The organism is Acinetobacter sp. ANC 4558 (assembly GCF_002135375.1).
Classification (GTDB): Bacteria; Pseudomonadota; Gammaproteobacteria; order Pseudomonadales; family Moraxellaceae; genus Acinetobacter.
Genome location: NZ_NEGH01000015.1, coordinates 1 through 17898, shown reverse-complemented (window position 1 = coordinate 17898; position 17898 = coordinate 1). Strand labels below are relative to the sequence as shown.

At 36.2% G+C, this 17898-nt stretch carries 18 protein-coding genes, 4 tRNA genes and 1 riboswitch; of the genes, 20 read left to right on the top strand and 2 right to left on the bottom strand.

All coding sequences use genetic code 11. The features are described from left to right. Positions 1-70: 70 nt before the first annotated feature. Positions 71-199, bottom strand: a riboswitch (TPP riboswitch). Between the two features lie 166 nt (positions 200-365). Further along, positions 366-1085: a phosphate signaling complex protein PhoU gene (phoU, locus tag B9T31_RS15495; RefSeq protein WP_086182836.1), complete on the top strand. Its 720-nt coding sequence runs from the start codon at positions 366-368 to the stop codon at positions 1083-1085. A gap of 453 nt (positions 1086-1538) precedes the next feature. Here the strand turns inward: phoU and B9T31_RS15490 are convergent, their stop codons facing one another. Together B9T31_RS15490 and argH are read right to left on the bottom strand one after the other, a co-directional pair. Continuing rightward, a complete protein-coding gene (locus tag B9T31_RS15490) occupies positions 1539-1808 on the bottom strand; it encodes an oxidative damage protection protein (protein WP_086182835.1) in 270 nt (89 codons plus the stop codon). Positions 1809-1837: 29 nt separating this feature from the next. Next, positions 1838-3268 (bottom strand): argininosuccinate lyase, encoded by a 1431-nt coding sequence (argH, locus tag B9T31_RS15485; RefSeq protein ID WP_171264780.1) that lies wholly within the window; start codon positions 3266-3268, stop codon positions 1838-1840. On the opposite strand from argH, the gene B9T31_RS15480 reads away from it, so the two are divergent. From B9T31_RS15480 to B9T31_RS15390, 19 genes are all read left to right on the top strand, one after another. After that, complete coding sequence (locus B9T31_RS15480) at positions 3259-4413, top strand: sensor histidine kinase (RefSeq protein ID WP_086182834.1); 1155 nt, start codon at positions 3259-3261, stop codon at positions 4411-4413. The genes argH and B9T31_RS15480 overlap by 10 nt on opposite strands. A 53-nt stretch (positions 4414-4466) precedes the next feature. After that, positions 4467-5207, top strand: coding sequence for a LytR/AlgR family response regulator transcription factor (locus B9T31_RS15475; protein WP_086182833.1), 741 nt, complete (start codon positions 4467-4469; stop codon positions 5205-5207). A 100-nt stretch (positions 5208-5307) separates the two neighbouring features. Next, positions 5308-6225: a hydroxymethylbilane synthase gene (hemC, locus tag B9T31_RS15470; protein WP_086182885.1), complete on the top strand. Its 918-nt coding sequence runs from the start codon at positions 5308-5310 to the stop codon at positions 6223-6225. A gap of 1 nt (position 6226) precedes the next feature. Next, on the top strand, positions 6227-7009 hold the full coding sequence (locus tag B9T31_RS15465) for a uroporphyrinogen-III synthase (RefSeq protein WP_086182832.1): 783 nt from the start codon (positions 6227-6229) through the stop codon (positions 7007-7009). Next, a complete protein-coding gene (locus tag B9T31_RS15460) occupies positions 7006-7827 on the top strand; it encodes a hypothetical protein (RefSeq protein ID WP_086182831.1) in 822 nt (273 codons plus the stop codon). The genes B9T31_RS15465 and B9T31_RS15460 overlap by 4 nt, the downstream gene beginning before the upstream one ends. A 3-nt stretch (positions 7828-7830) precedes the next feature. Next, positions 7831-9024: a hypothetical protein gene (locus B9T31_RS15455; RefSeq protein WP_086182830.1), complete on the top strand. Its 1194-nt coding sequence runs from the start codon at positions 7831-7833 to the stop codon at positions 9022-9024. Positions 9025-9032: 8 nt separating this feature from the next. Further along, a complete protein-coding gene (locus tag B9T31_RS15450) occupies positions 9033-9461 on the top strand; it encodes an acyl-CoA thioesterase (RefSeq protein WP_086182829.1) in 429 nt (142 codons plus the stop codon). Between the two features lie 125 nt (positions 9462-9586). Beyond that, on the top strand, positions 9587-9910 hold the full coding sequence (locus tag B9T31_RS15445; protein ID WP_086182828.1) for an H-NS family nucleoid-associated regulatory protein: 324 nt from the start codon (positions 9587-9589) through the stop codon (positions 9908-9910). Between the two features lie 165 nt (positions 9911-10075). Next, positions 10076-10816: a type II secretion system protein N gene (gene gspN / locus B9T31_RS15440; RefSeq protein ID WP_086182827.1), complete on the top strand. Its 741-nt coding sequence runs from the start codon at positions 10076-10078 to the stop codon at positions 10814-10816. Beyond that, positions 10816-11640, top strand: coding sequence for a type II secretion system protein N (locus B9T31_RS15435; protein ID WP_086182826.1), 825 nt, complete (start codon positions 10816-10818; stop codon positions 11638-11640). The genes gspN and B9T31_RS15435 overlap by 1 nt, the downstream gene beginning before the upstream one ends. Positions 11641-11676: 36 nt before the next feature. Further along, on the top strand, positions 11677-13848 hold the full coding sequence (gene gspD / locus B9T31_RS15430) for a type II secretion system secretin GspD (protein WP_086182825.1): 2172 nt from the start codon (positions 11677-11679) through the stop codon (positions 13846-13848). A 100-nt stretch (positions 13849-13948) separates the two neighbouring features. Continuing rightward, positions 13949-14674 carry an FHA domain-containing protein gene (locus B9T31_RS15425; protein WP_086182824.1) on the top strand — a complete coding sequence of 242 codons (726 nt, stop codon included), beginning with the start codon at positions 13949-13951 and terminating at the stop codon, positions 14672-14674. Positions 14675-14738: 64 nt separating this feature from the next. Next, positions 14739-15410 carry a phosphoglycolate phosphatase gene (locus tag B9T31_RS15420; protein WP_086182823.1) on the top strand — a complete coding sequence of 224 codons (672 nt, stop codon included), beginning with the start codon at positions 14739-14741 and terminating at the stop codon, positions 15408-15410. Between the two features lie 114 nt (positions 15411-15524). Then, positions 15525-17018 (top strand): anthranilate synthase component I, encoded by a 1494-nt coding sequence (gene trpE / locus B9T31_RS15415; protein WP_086182822.1) that lies wholly within the window; start codon positions 15525-15527, stop codon positions 17016-17018. Between the two features lie 98 nt (positions 17019-17116). Further along, positions 17117-17192, top strand: a tRNA-Thr gene (locus B9T31_RS15410). Positions 17193-17247: 55 nt separating this feature from the next. Next, a tRNA-Tyr gene (locus B9T31_RS15405) sits at positions 17248-17331 on the top strand. A 36-nt stretch (positions 17332-17367) separates the two neighbouring features. Continuing rightward, positions 17368-17443 (top strand) — tRNA-Gly (locus B9T31_RS15400). 12 nt (positions 17444-17455) lie between these two features. Further along, positions 17456-17530: transfer RNA gene (locus tag B9T31_RS15395), tRNA-Thr, on the top strand. Positions 17531-17678: 148 nt separating this feature from the next. After that, positions 17679-17898: GTP-binding protein (locus B9T31_RS15390; protein ID WP_228146067.1), on the top strand; the 220-nt coding region annotated here is incomplete at its 3' end.

The window sequence follows — 17898 nt, the reverse complement described above, 5'->3', positions numbered from 1 at the left end:
ATCAACGAATCAAGCACGACCAAAAACATGGCAGAAATATCTTGTATAATCAAGATAGAGATATAGCTGTGTTTTTAGATGGCTTGATTCCTACGCAGGTTTTAACCTGATCAGGTTCAACGGTACTCATTTTTAAATTGTGTGATCTCACAATTAAAATGATCTCAGCGAGTGATTACCCGCGCTCCGTCAAGCGATGCTCGGATACTAGCACGAAGTGTGGGAAAAAGCAGTGCTAATTTATGCTTTCTCATTTCGTTCTAAGGCGAGAAAAAGATGAATATTTTTTGTCATAAAAGAGTCATCTTTTTTCGGTTTAATTGTTTTATTATAATTTTATAAATCTGCTGTCGTGGAGATGTCCTTTGAGCTTAAATAATCCCATTTTAAACCATCATATTTCATCGCAATTCAATGAAGAATTACAAGATGTGAATACAAAATTTATGACGATGGGTGGTTTTGTAGAGCAGCAGGTTGCCAATGCAATACATGCTTTGCTGGATACAAATGTAGAACTTGCGATTGATGTGCAAATTCAAGATGGTGTTGTAAACCGACTTGAAACAGAAATTGATGAGGCACTCACGCTAATTTTAGCCCGTCGTCATCCTGCTGCGATTGATTTACGTATGGTGATTGCAATGTCAAAGGCCAATACAGATTTAGAACGAATTGGTGATGAAGCTGCAAAAATTGCACGCATTGCTCAAAGTCTATGTGAAGAAGGTGGATCACCACGTGGCTATATGGAAACTCGTCATATTGGTAATCAAGTGAGAGTAATGATTCACGATGCTTTGGATGCATTCGCGCGTTTAGATGTAGAGCAAGCATTACAGGTTTTATTGGCAGATGCGGACATAGATCGTGAATATCAATCTGCAACAAGAACACTGATGACGTATATGATGGAAGATCCACGTCATATATCACGTGTCATTAATGTCATGTGGGTACTTCGAGCTCTAGAGCGTATAGGTGATCATGCGCGTAATATTTCAGAACAAGTGATTTATATGGTGAAAGGTTTGGATGTTAGACATACTAGTGTTAAAGAAATCGAAGAAAAGGTGCATAAATAAAAAAGGAGAAAATGAGCTTAATTCAAAGTATTTCTTTTTTATTTTTGCATAAAAAAATCTCAGACTTTGGGGGAAATCTGAGATTGAAAATGGTGATATTAATTGTGCTTAACATCTCCTAAGTCATTATAATAAACAGGTTTAATTAAAAAAACATGTGGCTTATTGTAGTCGAATGTATCATTTTATTTAAAAGTGTATATTGTGGTTACATTTTAACTTTTTAGCTTTAAACGTATAAATACAAATAAATAAAAAAATTAAAGTGTTATGAGTATGATTAAGTAAGATGACCGATGTCAAAAAGAAAAAGTAACTCATATTGTTGTCAGGCAATTTATTAATTTTTTTCATTGTAGTTATGATAATCAAAATAGAATGAAAAAAAATCTCTTCATTGTTGAAGAGATTTTTTAAGTTTTATGAACAATTAGAAATACTCATGTGAGTAAATTATTCAGGTTTTAAACCTTCAGCTTTTTCTAGACTATCATCATTGTTAAAGAACTTTTCACGTTGCTCTTCAAGAAATTTTTTTGCATCAGGTTCAAATACATTTAAGCGTTTTTCATTAATTAGCGTCGTTTGGTGTTTTAACCATTCTTGCCAGGCATTTTTTGATACAGAATCAAAGAACTCTTGACCTTTTACACCTGGGAATGGTGCAAAGTCTAAGCCTTCCATTTCTTGTTGATATTTACGGCAAAATACTTGACGAGGCATCTCAATACTCCCTATTTAATGTTAAGACGTTATGCATAAAGATGTTCTAAGCGAGTATGTGCACGTTCAATTGCTGCTTCAACTTGTGCAGGTGCTGTACCACCAATATGATTACGTGCATTCACTGATGCTTCTAAGGTTAATGCTTTTTCAAAGACATCGGCTTGAATTAAATCTGAAAATTGTTGAAGTTGTTCAAGTGTAAGCTCAGACAAATCTTTACTTTCTTGCACGCCAAGCGCAACAGCTTTTCCGACAATTTCATGTGCATCACGGAAAGCAACCCCATTTTTTACTAAATAATCAGCTAGATCTGTCGCTGTGGAGAAGCCACGAAGAGCAGCTTCACGCATGATTTCAATATTTGGAACAAGCGCAGGAATCATGTCCGCAAATGCCATCAGTGAGCCACGAACAGTATCAATAGCATCAAAAAGAGGTTCTTTATCTTCTTGATTGTCTTTGTTATATGCCAATGGTTGACCTTTCATGAGTGTTAACAGACTCATCAAATCACCATAAACGCGACCTGTTTTACCTCGAATTAACTCAGGAACATCTGGATTTTTCTTTTGTGGCATGATTGAAGATCCAGTACAGAAACGATCTGGAATATTCACAAATTTAAATTGAGCTGATGTCCATAAAATCATTTCTTCAGACATACGCGATAAATGCATCATGATTAAAGATGCAGCTGCATTAAACTCAATGCCAAAGTCACGATCAGAAACTGCATCTAATGAATTTTCAGCAACGGCTTCGAAGCCAAGCAACTCGGCTGTATAAGCACGATCAATTGGATAGGTTGTTCCAGCCAATGCCGCAGAACCGAGTGGCATACGATTGGTACGTTTACGACAGTCAATAAGACGCTCAGAGTCACGAACAAGCATTTCAAACCATGCCATCAAATGATGACCAAACGTTACAGGTTGTGCAGTTTGTAAATGGGTAAAACCAGGCATAATAGTGTTGGTGTTTTTTGCAGCTAAACTTAAGATACCTTTTTGTAGTTTTTGCAGTAGTGCCAAAATTGCATCAATTTCATCGCGAACATATAAACGAATATCTGTTGCAACTTGGTCATTACGGCTACGACCAGTGTGTAATTTTTTACCTGCAATACCGATACGTTGAGTCAAACGAGACTCAATATTCATATGCACATCTTCAAGGTCAATGCGCCAGTCAAAATTTCCTGCTTCAATTTCTGCTTTGATTGTGTTTAAACCATTGATAATGTCATCACGTTCTTGTGTTGTTAAAACACCAACTTTTGCAAGCATGGTTGCATGTGCAATAGAACCTGCAATATCTTGTTTATAAAAACGTTGGTCAAATTGAACAGATGCTGTAAATTCAGCAACAAATGCATCAGTAGCTTCAGAGAAACGACCGCCCCACATGCCAGAAGTTTGGGCTTGTGACGGATTTGAGGAATTAGAAGATGTGGTCATATCGGCTCAATAAAATAAAAAGCAGTAAATTGCATACAAGTATAACAAATTCAACCGCACTTGCCGAAGAACAAGTGGAAGGAACTTTGATAAATATGTCTTTAAAAAAATATGATGTATCTTTTTTCTCAAAAAAAGAAAACTGGCAATATGCAATTGAACTATTTAGTGGAAGTGTCGTATTGGCTTTGGTGCTTGTTTTAGCGGAGACTCAACAATGGCAAGGATTTAATTTTTATCATTTTTTACAATATTTATTCTTCATTAATTGGGTGTTGTTTACACTCATTGCAATACAGGAACGATTGCAACATTTCATTTCAAAATTAAGTTTGTCTCAATCGTTAATCTTGAGTTTTGTTCTACTACAAGTCATCGTATTTGTGACAACGAGTGGTCTTAATTTCTTTTTGTATCTCGGTCGAAACTTAAATATAGAAAACTTAAGTCAAGCTGACTTATTTGAAAATGTGGTACTTCATTTAAGTTATGGCATTTTGTTGGGTGCATTTTGTTTTAGATATTTATATGTTCGAGAACAATGGATTCGTCAACAGCATAGTGAGCTTCAAGCGAAGGTCAATGCATTGCAAGCACGGATACATCCACATTTTTTGTTTAATAGTTTAAATAATGTGGTGAGTTTGATTGCAACTGACCCTGAAAAGGCAGAATGTTTATTAATAAATTTATCTCGGTTATTTCGTGCAAGTTTACAAGAATTAAAATTAGTCAGTTTGTTGGATGAGGTTGAATTATGTCAAAAATATTTGGAAATAGAGAAAATTCGCCTTGGAGATCGATTAAATATTGAGTGGAAACTTGAACAATTTGATCAATTCTCGCAAGTACAAATACCATTATTAACTTTACAACCTTTGCTTGAAAATAGTATTTTCCATGGTGTAGAAAAAAAAATAACCCAAAGTACGGTTACTGTATTGATTGAGGTTTTACAGAAGAAAGTTAATATCGTGATAACAAATCCATGTGTTTCGGAAAAACCACAGATAAGACAACATCATGGAATAGCAATAAAAAATGTAAAGCAAAGATTGGAAGCATATTATGGACAATCAGTTATTTTTCAGGTTTACCAAAACACAGAAATTTATACCACTATTATTCAATATGAATGTATCTAAGTATTTATTTATATTTAAAATTTAGAAAAAGCTCAAATCATTAAGGAAATAAAATGAATATTTTAATATGTGATGATGAGCCACTTGCGACAGAGCGCTTATCGCGACTGATCATCCAACTTGGACATTGTGTGGTTGCAATTGCAACACATGGGCAACAAGCTATTGAGATGGCGAAAAACTATTTACCTGATGTTGTATTGTTGGATATCTCGATGCCTGAAATGAATGGTCTGACTTGTGCTCAGTTTTTACGACAACTCACCCCTACACCAGCCATTGTATTTTGTACGGCATATGATGAACATGCTTTAGATGCATTTAAAACATATGCTGATGGTTATTTGCTAAAACCTATTGCCCAAGAAGAATTACAACAGGTTCTGGCACATTTAACGATACAGACCCAAGCACAAATGAATCATCTAAAACAAAAAGAGCATATGGAAGAATTAAATCCTAAGCGTAATAAAATCGCTGCAAAAACTCATCGTGGTGTTGAATTAATTGCTGTTGAAAATATTTATTATTTTTTAGCAGATCAAAAATATGTTGCTGTTCGGCATAGAAATGGCACGGTGCTCATTGATGAAACCTTAAAAGACTTAGAGCGAGAGTTTGCTGATCGGTTTATCAGAATTCATCGAAATGCCTTGGTTGCGATTCCTTTCTTAGATGGGCTAGAACTTGTAGGTTCTGGGCAATATGAGGTGCGGTGTCGGGAGTTAGAGGAACGCTTAACGATTAGTCGTCGACATTTACCAGCACTTCGAGAGCGGATTCAAAAATTATAAATAAACGGATTAAACGCTATTTTATGTTAATAAACTTGCATTTTTCATATTTCAAGTTAAGTTTACAGTTAATGATTCAATTTAGAATTTTAATCGCATGATGAAAACCCTGAAAATTGCAACTCGACAAAGCCCGCTAGCTTTATGGCAGGCTGAACATATTCGTGCACGCCTAGAAGGGATGTACGAAAATTTAAACGTTGAATTGGTTACATTTGTTACTCAGGGCGACAAACTTTTAGATACGCCATTGGCTAAAATTGGTGGAAAAGGTTTATTTGTAAAAGAGTTGGAAGCGGCTTTGTTAGATGGGCGAGCAGATTTAGCAGTTCATTCTATGAAAGATGTCCCAATGGCATTGCCTGAAGGACTAACTTTAGCTGTTATTTGTGAGCGAGAAGATCCATTAGATGCATTTGTATCAAATACATATGCTCATTTTAAAGATTTACCCATCGGTGCAACTATAGGAACATCAAGCTTGCGACGTAAATGTCAAATTTTGCAAGCACGCCCAGATTTAAAAATTGCTGATTTACGCGGAAATGTAGGAACTCGATTGTCTAAATTAGATGAAGGGCAATATGATGCAATCATTTTAGCAAGCGCAGGTTTAAAACGATTAGGTTTAGAACAACGTATTCGTCATACATTGCAAGCTGATGTGAGTTTACCTGCAGTTGGGCAAGGGGCGTTAGGTTTAGAGTGTCGTGAAAATGATCAAGATGTTTTAAATCTTATTCTGCCATTATTGCATTATGAAACAGATCTTTGTGTGCGTGCCGAACGTGCTTTTAATGCATATCTAGAAGGTGGGTGTCAAGTGCCGATTGCAGGTTATGCAACTTTGGAAGATGGTCAAATCCAGATGGAAGGGCGTGTAGGAAGCTTAGATGGTCAAGTGCTTCTTAAGGCTCAATCTTGTGCAAAACCAGAAGAGGCTGTACAGCTTGGAGAAAATTTAGCTCAAGTACTGCTTGCACAAGGAGCAGGAGCGCTTTTAAAAGCCCTATATTAAGATGCTGTTTTTCAACACACGACCTTTAGAGCGAGCTGAGGCATTAACTTTGGCGCTCTCAGATTTAAATATTCAAGCCATCAATTTACCATTGCTTGAGCTAAAAGCGCGTCCATTGACTCCTCTGCTTAAACAACTTTATCAACAATTGGTTGTAGATATTGCTGTTTTAGTTGTTGTGAGCCCAACAGCAGTGGATGTTGGAATGAAATATTTACGTGAATGTCATATTGAAATTGATCAGTTAGCTCATATTCAGTGGATTGCGGTTGGAGAAAAAACTGCGGAAGCACTTCAAAAATACCAGATAAAAAGTGAGATTCCAAAGGTCGAAACTTCAGAGGGAATGTTACAGCTTCCTATTTTGAGCACCTTAGAAAAAGGCAAGAAGATTGCTTTTTGGCGGGGTGAGGGAGGGCGACAATTTATGATGAATCATCTTCATCAACAAGGGATGCAAATTTTAAACTTTATTTTGTATGACCGACAACTTCCCTTACAATCTATCGATGAATTTCAGAAAATTACTTTAAAGTTAACACAAGAATCTCGCTATATTATGCTGATTAGTAGTGAAGCGAGTTGGTTGAATTGGCTGTCACTTATTCAAGCTAATCCCATGTTATTAAATATCGGTTATTTTTGGGTTTTAGGTGATCGATTATTTAATATTTTAGATAATTATAAGATACAACATGCTTTACATTTTAAGGTAATGATACTTCCAAACCTTAAAACGGAGTTAATACTTCAGCGCGTTACTTATATGCAAGGAAAACTATGAAGAAGCTTTATATTTTATTACTTGGGATATGCTTAGCTTGGTTAATTAAGTTAAGTTATGATGTATTTAAAATATCAGCTCTACAAAGTAATTTATTACAATCATCGCATCAGTTAGAAAAAGTGACGTCTAATTTAAATGATCAGCTGGTGGCTTTGAAGCGAGTAAAGCAAGAGAAGAAAGAAGAGAGCGTTAGCTCAACTGAACAAACCAGTCTTAATCAATTACCCAATGATTTAATTAAACAACAACTGACGCTAATTGAATTTTCATTAAAACAAAATCAATACTATTACGCCTTAGAAAAGTTAATTGAGCTGAATCAAGCTTTGAGTGTTTATCCAATTTCACCAGAGTTGAAGCAAAGTTTAGGTCAAGCCATTGAAAAGGATATAGAAGGGCTTAAAAAATATATTTCAAATCAAGATGAGCAAGAAAAAGTTACTCAAAAAATTTTACAACAACTTGATTTAGAATTAAAACAAGAGGCATTAAATACTCATTTAACACCTGCAAAAGTGCAAGATCAATATTTTTGGCAAAAATGGATCAGCATTGATTCTGTTGATACACCCGCAACTCAATTAGCACAACGGGCATTTATGATTAAAGAAGCCCAATTACGGTTACTCATGGCAAGGCAAGTATTTATTAGTGGTGAATTTGCACAGTATCAAACAGAAATTAGCGAGATACAATCTCTTTTAAAATCATTACCCGATCAAAAAGCCAAGCAAATTATTCAACAATTGGAAAGCCTAAAAAAAAGAACAAAAAATTCTACACCTAAATTAATTACTCGTACATTAATGGGGTAAATAATGAAAATGATATTATGGGCGTATGCTTTAATTATATTAGTGCTTATTGCTGTATTAAGCCTACTGAGTTATGGGCAAGGGGTAGGGTATGTTTATATTCAATGGCGCTCAACACAGATTCAAACAAATATTTGGGTATTATTTATCTTTTTAGCAATATTGAGTTTACTGTTTCAATTAGGGGGGATTGCGTTAAAGCGTTATTTTAGTCGAGAAAAACGAAAAGCAGAAACGATACTAAACTTCCATAATTTACATCCCTACGAACAACTTGCCGTCATTTGGTTATTAGATGCTGCGGATGACCAACAAGAATTCATTCAACAAGCATTTACTCAATCGGGTTTGTTAAAAGGGGTGATCGATTCACAAATCTATACGATACAAGGTAATTTATTAGAAGCTTTAGACGCCTTAGATCATACAAATGTGATGGCATTTGAATTGGCTGAAATACAAAGAATTCAAATTTATTTAGCACAAAATGAGCCTGAAAAAGCATTAACGCATTTAGAATTTATTAGTCAACATGAATTATCACCTTGGTTAAATGATGTTAAATCAACCTACGAAACAAGATTAACCAATTTATGGGGAGAGTTTGCCGCCCAATATCCGTGGTTATATTTACACGTGACTATATTTAGAGATTTATTTGAACCGAAATTGCAAAAATGGTTAAAGAAAATGTTATCTCAGTTTGAGCAAGCAACTTTAGAAGATATAGAAGCATTAAAACAACGATATTTAGTTTCACAAAATGAGTTAAAAAATAAAAGCTATGAGACACGAGTATTATGGTTGAAAGTACTTTCTCGATTGCCTGAAATGAGTAGGGAATATGAATATTTGGCTATAGAATTGTTAAATGAAAAATTTAATCAAGATGTATTTTATTTGTGGTTCCAATTACAACTATTAAGACAAGCACCAGATTATATATATATCGAAAATAAACTGAATGACTGGGAAGAGAAGTATCCATATATGCCAATATTTAATTTTGTAAGATGGCGTGTATATGTTGAGACTAATCGAGAAGCAGAAGCAGCACAATTATTAACGTTATATCCAGATAATGTATTAATGAATTATTTAAGAGTGAAATCTAAATTAAAGGGACAGGATGACTTAATCCAATTGTTGAACACTATATTTGAAAATAATGCGAACTTTTTAGAGATTAAGATTTAGGGGTTAATATGGTTGATTTTATTGAAGATTCTTATTTCTTTGAGCAGTCGGTTGCTTGGGGAGATATGGATGCATTTGGGCATGTTAATAATGTTGTCTATTATCGCTATGTAGAAAGTGCACGTATTGCATATTTAGATCAAATGAATATATGGGATCATCCTATTCATATTGTTGTTGCTTCAAGTCAATGTAAATATTTTAGTCCAGTGGTATATCCGGATATGCTTAAAATTAAAGTTAAGATTTTAGAAATAAGGAATAGTGCATTTAATATGGGGTATACTTTATGGAGTGAAAAACAGCAGAAAATTGTTGCTGAATCAGAAGCAGTAATTGTTTGTGTAAATCAAAATAATGGAACCAAGGTCAAAATCCCTGAAGATTTTAGAAATAAGTTAATTATATTGGAGAAAAAATATAATAATATTTTATAATATAAGTTGTTCTTGAACTGAAATTATTTTTTGACACATATTTGTATTAAAATAAATATAATTAAAATTCGAGCTGGTATATTATATTAATATATATATAAGTAATTTATTTTGGAGTTGTTGTAATGCCAGATATTAGTAATTTATCTGTTGAAGAATTGAAGCGTTTGCAAATTGAAGCAGAAGCATTAATTGCTTCTAAAAAAGATCAAGCAATTGAAGATGCGTATAACCAAATTATTGCAGTGGCTGAAAATGTTGGTTTAAGTGTTGATCAAATTCTTGAGTTTGGTTTATCTAAGCGTAAGAAAAGTACGCGTAAAGCTGTTGAACCTAGATATCGTAGTAAAGTAAATGAAAACGATACGTGGACAGGACGTGGAAAACAGCCACGTTGGTTAGTTGCAGAATTAGAAAAAGGTGCACAATTAGATGATTTTCTGATCTGAAATTCATTAGATTGTCATCTAAATATCCTTTAATCTTAAAACCAAGTTATTTAACTTGGTTTTTTGTTGCCAAGTCTTTCTATAGGGTAAAAAAGATGCATAATGGATGTTATAAAATTTGCAAACAATGGAATAAAAATTAAAGATGACTGGTTGTAACTGAAGATGATAAAACAAGCAAAAAATATATCGTGGTGGGTTTTTGCTGTTATTACGTTCTTAGTTTTTGTGGTATTACAGATTCCCGCAGCATGGTTGGTATCAAAATTTTATAAAGATAATCAAGACTTACAAAATATTGACGGTAATATCTGGAACGGACAAGCGGATTGGCAAAAGAATCAACTGAGAGGAACGATCACTTGGAGTTATCGTCCATTAGATCTGCTATTTTTTAAAATCTCTGCTAATACTGAAGTACGTAGTGGAGAAACACAGCTTAAGGGTGTTCTAGGTTATAGCTTTGGTAATTTTTCGATTAACTCTCTCAATGGTCGTATTGCACCTGAAACATTAAGAAGTTTTCAAGCATGGGATTGGCCAAGTACGGATATTCAGGTTAAAGATTTAAACTTTAAATACAACAAATCTACAGGTTTTGAAAAAGGTGAAGGTACGTTCCAATGGGGCGGTGGAGAATTACTTTATACATATTCACAGCGCCAAGAACGAATGAGTGTGCCATCCTTAAAAGGGAGTTTTATTGTAGATAAAGGAAAGTTAATTTTAGATGTTCGGGATCAACGCGATCAAAAAATGGCAAATTTTGCTTTAGATACTGCCTTAATGCTTGATGCACAATTAACACAGCGTATGTTAATGAATGTTCAAAGTTATGAAGGTAAAGCTGCAATGGATACCTATGTGATCAGTATTCGCCAACCTTTAGTGAAGGGAGGAGAATAATGGATACTTTGATCGCCAAAATTAAACAAATTCGATGGAATAGGCTGAATAAAGCAGCACCTATTTTTTTAATTGTGAGTATTTTCTATTTCTGTTGGAAATTAGCAAGCTTATTTTGGCTGGTCATTGCTCCTCCTCAAGCAATTCAAGTTTCTCCAGTGAGCCTGGGTTCACAGCAAATTCCAATCCCGAATATTACCTCTTTTGCATTGTTTTCAGAGATGAATAGTGGTGCTGATCAAAATTTAGATATTATTTTGCAAGGTGTCGTTGTTGGAAGCACGAATCAATTATCTTCTGCTGTGCTTAAAGTAGGAGAGGTCTCAGAAAACTATCGCGTTGGTGATACGGTAGAGTCGACCTCTTATCAATTGGCTGAAGTGTATTGGGATAAAGTGATTTTGTTGAACAGCAGTGGAGGTCGAAGAGAGGTTAAGTTTAAAGGAATTGAAAACGGTTTATATCAACCGATGATTCCTGAAAATTCGAATGGTTCAACTCAATCTGAAGATTCAGAAAATCGTACTGAGCATAACATTAATCGAGCAATTGAAGGTTTACAGCAAAATAAAGATGAATATTTGCAAAATATTGGTGTGAGTGCTTCGAGTCAAGGTGGGTATGAGATTACAGAACATGCCTCAAGTGCTTTAACAAGTAAATTAAGACTGCAAACAGGTGATCAGGTGTTGTCATTAAATGGACAGACTTTAGCAGATAAATCGGAAGCAGAATTGCTTGAACTTGCAAAACGTGCAGGTCAAGTGAAGTTAGAAGTCAAACGTGGTGATCAGGTGATTACTATACAACAAAGTATAAGGTGATTTTGTCACTGTTTAGGTTGGGAACAATAAAAAATTATGGCTTTTATAACAAATCGTATGCATTTAGCCGCATTTGCATTAGCACCTTTGGTTGCAGCTGTAAGTTCAGTAGCCTATGCGCAAACTTGGAAAATTAATTTAAGAGATGCAGATTTAACAGCCTTTATTAATGAAGTAGCAGATATTACTGGAAAGAATTTTGCGGTCGATCCAAGAGTGCGTGGAAATGTAACGGTGATCTCAAATAAACCTTTAAATAAAGCAGAAGTATATGATTTATTTTTAGGTGTATTAAATGTAAATGGTGTGGTTGCTGTACCATCGGGCAATACAATTAAAATTATGCCTGATAGTAACGTCAAGGGCTCAGGGATTCCTTATGACTCAAAACAGCATGCACGTGGTGATCAAATTGTAACTCGAGTTTTATGGTTAGATAATACCAATGCCAATGATTTAATTCCTGCTTTAAGACCTTTAATGCCTCAATATGCGCATTTATCAGCGGTTTCTGGAACAAATGCGATTATTATTTCTGATCGTGCCAGCAATATTTATCAATTAGAAAGTATTATTCGTAACTTAGATGGTACGGGTCAAAATGATATCGAAGCGGTCGGTCTTCAGTCGAGTCAAGCTGAAGAGATTATTAAACTCCTTGAGACAATGAGTGCGACAGGGTCTTCAAAGGATTTAGCAGGTTCTAGAGTACGAATTATTGCAGATAACCGAACCAATCGAATTATTTTAAAAGGTGATCTTGCCACGCGTAAACGTATTCGTCGAATGGTTGAAATGTTAGATGTACCCCCTGCAGATCGTTTAAATGGTTTAAAAGTATTTCGTTTGAAATATGCGAGTGCAAAAAATTTATCGGATATTTTGCAAGGCTTAGTTTCTGGAAAAGCAGTAAATTCTAATACGAGTGATGCATCAAATAATACATCAAATCAAAATCCGATTAGTTCTATCTTATCGGGGAGTAATGATCAAAGTTCAAACGGAATTTCAACACCAGGCATTAATTTAAACTCTAGCAATAATAATAAAGACCAGCAAAATATTAGTAGTTTTAGCGCGAATGGCGTGAGTATTATTGCCGATAACTCTCAGAATGCTCTTGTAGTTAAGGCTGAACCTCAGTTAATGCGCGAAATTGAAACTGCAATTCAGCAATTGGATGTAAGACGACAACAAGTACTGATCGAAGCTGCAATTATTGAGGTTGCAGGAAATGATGCGGATCAACTGGGCGTGCAATGGGCACTTGGTGACTTAAGCCATGGTATTGGGGTACTTAGTTTTGATAATGTTGGTACAAGTTTAGCGAATTTAGTTGGTAGTTTTCTTTCAGATGATAAAAAAGGACTAGCAAATGCTGCAGCTAGTATAACTGGAGGAGGGTTTGCGCTCGGTAAAGTTGAGACAGGTAGTGATGGATCAAGAAAAGCATATGGTGCTTTAATTCAGGCCTTAAAGAGAAATACCAATTCTAATTTATTATCCACACCGTCTATTGTGACGATGGATAATGAAGAAGCATATATTGTTGTCGGACAAAATGTACCTTTTGTAACGGGTTCTGTCTCGACACAAGGCGGTACGGCAAACCCATATACATCCATACAGCGTAAAGATGTAGGGGTGACATTAAAAGTGGTTCCGCATATTGGTGAAGGCGGAACCGTTCGCTTAGAGGTAGAGCAAGAAGTCTCGGCAGTTGAGCAGAATAAAGGGCAAGCTCAAGATTTAGTGACAAGTAAGAGAGCAATTAAAACCTCTATCTTGGCAGAACATGGACAAACCATTGTTTTGGGCGGGTTGATCTCAGATAATTCAGCATATTCTAAGCAATCTGTACCTGGGTTAGGCGCAATTCCTGGGTTAGGACGATTATTTCGCTCGGATGCTAAACAAAATGAAAAGCGGAACTTATTGGTTTTCATTCATCCAACCATTGTGGGTAATGATCAGAGTGTTCAGGAGCTTTCACAGCAAAGATATAATCAACTGTATAGTTTACAACTTGCAATGGATAAAGATGGCTCATTTGCCAAACTTCCTGAAAATGTGAATGATATTTATCAACAAAGAATTCCAGTTACACAATCTGCACCTAAGCCACCAACGACATTTCAAAAAGTACCTTCTGGCGGTGTGATGCCCGCGGCACCCATACAGCATAATGGAGGAACTTTACCTAAATAAAGTTGGATATGACTCTAGGGCTTAAATCTCATGATATGTGAGTCTAAAATTTTATCTGTCATGTTATGATATTTTAAAATTCATATGAGAGAGTTTCTTGATGACTTGGAAAATACAGGGCATTACGGGTGAGTTAATAGGTCAAGAGATCCTTGTTGAGCGCGATACATTGATTGGTCGTCATCAAGCTGCAGATCTAATTCTACAATCTGCTGAAATCTCACGAAAACATGCGGCATTTTTAATTAAAGAAGATGCATTATGGGTTCAAGATTTAGCGTCATCGAATGGTACTTTTGTAAATGATCTTCGAATAAATAATGAAACGTTGTTGCAAGATGGCGATATTGTCCAATTTGCGAGTTTAAAATTTTTAGTATTATCTTTAGAAAAAGATGTAGAAACGGCATCATTGGCATCCAATGTAGAAGTGCAATCAATCGTTAATCTTCATGTTGACGATGTAAAGCCAAATGCTGAATCTGCCGAGCCAGTCATTGAAGATATTGTGGTTGAAGAAGTGAAGCCACAAACTGTTGCTGAAAAAATGAATGAACAAGGGATGCCTGAATTAACTGAGCGCGATTCTAGTGTTCAGCTAACGAAAGAGGGAATGCCTCAAGGAATTGCAATTCCTAAACCAGCACCTATTCCAGAGGGTGTTGATGTGACCGCGACAGTCGTTGAACCAAAGTCTATCCCAGTAGAGCAACCAATTACACGGGTCGAGCATGAAAAAGAGACTCAAAAAAATGCGTCTATTGGCTTGATTACGATTGTTGTTCTGATTATTGTGGCTATTATTGCGTGGCTTTTATTTAAATAAGTCAACATTAACTTGCAACAGAGGCATGCAAAAGCATGCCTTTTGTTTATGTGGTGGAATATACATGTCAATTGCTCAATTAGATCAGCGTCAAGTTATTTTATTCGATTTGGATGGCACTCTTGTAGACTCGGCAACGGATTTATTTCGTTCGATGAATATGAGTTTAAATGTACTCAATTTTCCATTGGTCACAGAAGCTCAGGTACGTAACTGGGTTGGAAAAGGAACAGCCATTTTTTGTCAGAGCGTTTTAGATTATTTGACCGCAGGAAATGTTGATCCAGCAGAGCATCAGCAATTATTAGAGACATTTTTAAGAATATATAATGCAGAACCTTGTGTTGAGACCCAGCCTTTCCCTGGTATTGTTGATTTTTTACAGTGGGCGAAGCAACAAGGGAAAATATTGGTTTGTGTCACCAATAAACCAGAAGAGCCTGCCAGAGAAATTCTAGACGTATTGGGATTGAGTTCATATTTTGATGATGTGATTGGTGGAGATCGGTTTGCTGAGCGTAAGCCACATCCACGGCAACTGTTGTATTGTGTAGAACATTATCAAGTTCAAAAAGAACAAGTACTAATGATTGGCGATTCTAGTAATGATGTTGAGGCTGCACGTCGAGCGGGTGTTGATTGTATTGTTGTTAGCTATGGCTATAATCATGGTGAAAATATTTTAGACTGTCAGCCGCAGTTGGTCGTTGATGATTTAACTGAATTGTTAATCTAATGTGTAATTAAAAGGATAAAGTAATGAGAATGTGTGTGGTTTTTCGATGGCGATGCTCAATTTAAACAATGAAATTCAGAACATCCAAATTGAAAATATTTAGAGAATACAACCATGACAACACAAACTCAATTTATGGCGTTGAAAGAAGCAGGCTATAACTTAATTCCAGTATATCGCCAACGTTTAGCAGATACAGAAACACCGCTTTCCGTATTTGCACGTTTAAAAGAGCATAAACAAGCATATTTATTTGAATCGGTAGAAGGCGGGGAGAATTGGGCACGCTTTTCGATCATTGGTTTAGGCGAGTCTACGGTATTCTCATGTAATGCAGGAATTTTAACGATTCAGCAGGCAGACGGCACAATTGAAAAACAGATATGTTCAGATCCATTTGAATATATTCGTGCTTTTCAGTCGCAGTTTAAAGTACCTACAAAAGAAGACTTACCTGCATTGCCAAGTTTTACAGGCGGATTGGTTGGGTATTTGGGCTATGATGCAGTACGTTATATTGAACCTAAGTTGAAAAACGTTCCTGAGGCTGATCCTGTTGGATTGCCTGATATTTGGTTGATGTTGTCTAAAACCGTAATTGTGTTTGATAATTTAAAAGATACCTTATTTATCATTGTGCATGCAGATGTGAATCAGCCAGATGCTTATGAAAATGCTCAGGCACAACTCAATGAGTTGGAACAGCTTCTAGCGACACCTGTAAGCTTAAAAGAGAAAAAACATACTCCGCCGCAATTTGTCTCCTTAACTGGGAAAGAAAAGTTCTTAGCATCCATTGAGACCGTGAAAGAATATATTCGTGCAGGGGATGTCATGCAGGTAGTTCCTGGGCATCGGATGGTTTCAGATTTTGATGGAGAGCCGCTGCAAGTTTATCGTGCACTACGCCATCTAAATCCATCACCTTATCTATTTTTAGTACAAGGACAAACATTAGAGAATAATGAACCATTCCATATTGTAGGATCATCACCAGAAATTCTTTCGCGTTTAGAAAATGGCATTGCAACAGTTCGTCCTTTGGCAGGAACGCGACCTCGTGGAAAAACCAAAGAGGAAGATTTGGCACTAGAAAAAGACTTGTTGTCTGATGAAAAAGAAATTGCAGAACATTTAATGTTGATTGATTTGGGTCGAAATGATGTCGGTCGAGTATCAAAAATTGGTAAAGTTCAAGTAACTGATCAAATGGTGATCGAACGTTATTCACACGTCATGCATATTGTTTCCAATGTACAGGGTGAAGTTAGAGACGATGTTGATGCTTTGGATGTTTTTAAAGCAACATTTCCTGCTGGAACATTATCGGGTGCTCCTAAAATACGTGCAATGGAAATTATTGACGAGGTTGAGCCAGTAAAACGTGGAATTTTTGGCGGTGCTGTTGGTTATTTAGGCTGGCATGGTGAAATGGATATGTCGATTGCCATTCGCACCTGTGTTATTCGTCGAAATAAGGTGTTTGTTCAAGCAGGAGCAGGACTTGTTGCAGACTCAAATCCTGAGTCAGAATGGAATGAAACACAAATAAAAGCTCGCGCAGTGATCAAAGCGGTTGAATTATCATCAAACGGATTGGTTTTGTGAGTTTTTTACGATTTTTTTTTAAAAAACACTTGCAACGTTTCTGAGTTTTGCTAAACTGCACACCGTTCCGATACGAAACGTACGAAACACTAGATAGCGCCGGCATAGCTCAGTTGGTAGAGCAACTGACTTGTAATCAGTAGGTCCACAGTTCGAATCCGTGTGCCGGCACCATAATAAAGTGTTTAAGAAGTGTAGTAAAGGACAGCACTGAAAAGTAAGTGTAAATGGTGAGATTCCCGAGCGGTCAAAGGGAGCAGACTGTAACTCTGCCACGTAAGTTTCGAAGGTTCGAATCCTTCTCTCACCACCATTAACTTCGAGTAAGCTGGTTTAATTACCAACACGTGCGGGAGTAGCTCAGTTGGTAGAGCGGCAGCCTTCCAAGCTGCATGTCGCGAGTTCGATTCTCGTCTCCCGCTCCATCGAAGCATGTTGCTCTTATAGCTCAGTGGTAGAGCACTCCCTTGGTAAGGGAGAGGTCTCGAGTTCAAATCTCGATAAGAGCTCCAGATACAGTATAGCAACGTTGTTGCACAAGATTTTTCAAAAGCAGGCTAATTAGTCTGCTTTTTAAGTATTAAGTGTCTAATTTTTTTAGGCGATATGTCGGGCTGAGTTTTATTCAGAATGGTGTCGACGTAAAAGAGGATAATGAGCATGGCTAAGGCTAAGTTTGAACGTAATAAGCCACACGTTAACGTGGGCACAATTGGTCACGTTGACCATGGTAAAACAACTTTAACAGCTGCAATTGCAACTGTTTGTGCGAAGAAATTCGGTGGCGAAGCAAAAGACTACGCTGCAATTGACTCTGCACCAGAAGAAAAAGCACGTGGTATTACAATTAATACTTCACACGTAGAATACGATTCTCCAA

What these genes read in the sequence shown, in the direction of transcription:
- B9T31_RS15490 (WP_086182835.1), bottom strand. Translation starts at nt 1,808, where the DNA reads ATGCCTCGTCAAGTATTTTGCCGTAAATATCAACAAGAAATGGAAGGC.
- B9T31_RS15480 (WP_086182834.1), top strand. Translation starts at nt 3,259, where the DNA reads ATGTGGTCATATCGGCTCAATAAAATAAAAAGCAGTAAATTGCATACA.
- argH (WP_171264780.1), bottom strand. Translation starts at nt 3,268, where the DNA reads ATGACCACATCTTCTAATTCCTCAAATCCGTCACAAGCCCAAACTTCT.
- B9T31_RS15475 (WP_086182833.1), top strand. Translation starts at nt 4,467, where the DNA reads ATGAATATTTTAATATGTGATGATGAGCCACTTGCGACAGAGCGCTTA.
- hemC (WP_086182885.1), top strand. Translation starts at nt 5,308, where the DNA reads ATGAAAACCCTGAAAATTGCAACTCGACAAAGCCCGCTAGCTTTATGG.
- B9T31_RS15465 (WP_086182832.1), top strand. Translation starts at nt 6,227, where the DNA reads ATGCTGTTTTTCAACACACGACCTTTAGAGCGAGCTGAGGCATTAACT.
- B9T31_RS15460 (WP_086182831.1), top strand. Translation starts at nt 7,006, where the DNA reads ATGAAGAAGCTTTATATTTTATTACTTGGGATATGCTTAGCTTGGTTA.
- B9T31_RS15455 (WP_086182830.1), top strand. Translation starts at nt 7,831, where the DNA reads ATGAAAATGATATTATGGGCGTATGCTTTAATTATATTAGTGCTTATT.
- B9T31_RS15450 (WP_086182829.1), top strand. Translation starts at nt 9,033, where the DNA reads ATGGTTGATTTTATTGAAGATTCTTATTTCTTTGAGCAGTCGGTTGCT.
- B9T31_RS15445 (WP_086182828.1), top strand. Translation starts at nt 9,587, where the DNA reads ATGCCAGATATTAGTAATTTATCTGTTGAAGAATTGAAGCGTTTGCAA.
- gspN (WP_086182827.1), top strand. Translation starts at nt 10,076, where the DNA reads ATGATAAAACAAGCAAAAAATATATCGTGGTGGGTTTTTGCTGTTATT.
- B9T31_RS15435 (WP_086182826.1), top strand. Translation starts at nt 10,816, where the DNA reads ATGGATACTTTGATCGCCAAAATTAAACAAATTCGATGGAATAGGCTG.
- gspD (WP_086182825.1), top strand. Translation starts at nt 11,677, where the DNA reads ATGGCTTTTATAACAAATCGTATGCATTTAGCCGCATTTGCATTAGCA.
- B9T31_RS15425 (WP_086182824.1), top strand. Translation starts at nt 13,949, where the DNA reads ATGACTTGGAAAATACAGGGCATTACGGGTGAGTTAATAGGTCAAGAG.
- B9T31_RS15420 (WP_086182823.1), top strand. Translation starts at nt 14,739, where the DNA reads ATGTCAATTGCTCAATTAGATCAGCGTCAAGTTATTTTATTCGATTTG.
- trpE (WP_086182822.1), top strand. Translation starts at nt 15,525, where the DNA reads ATGACAACACAAACTCAATTTATGGCGTTGAAAGAAGCAGGCTATAAC.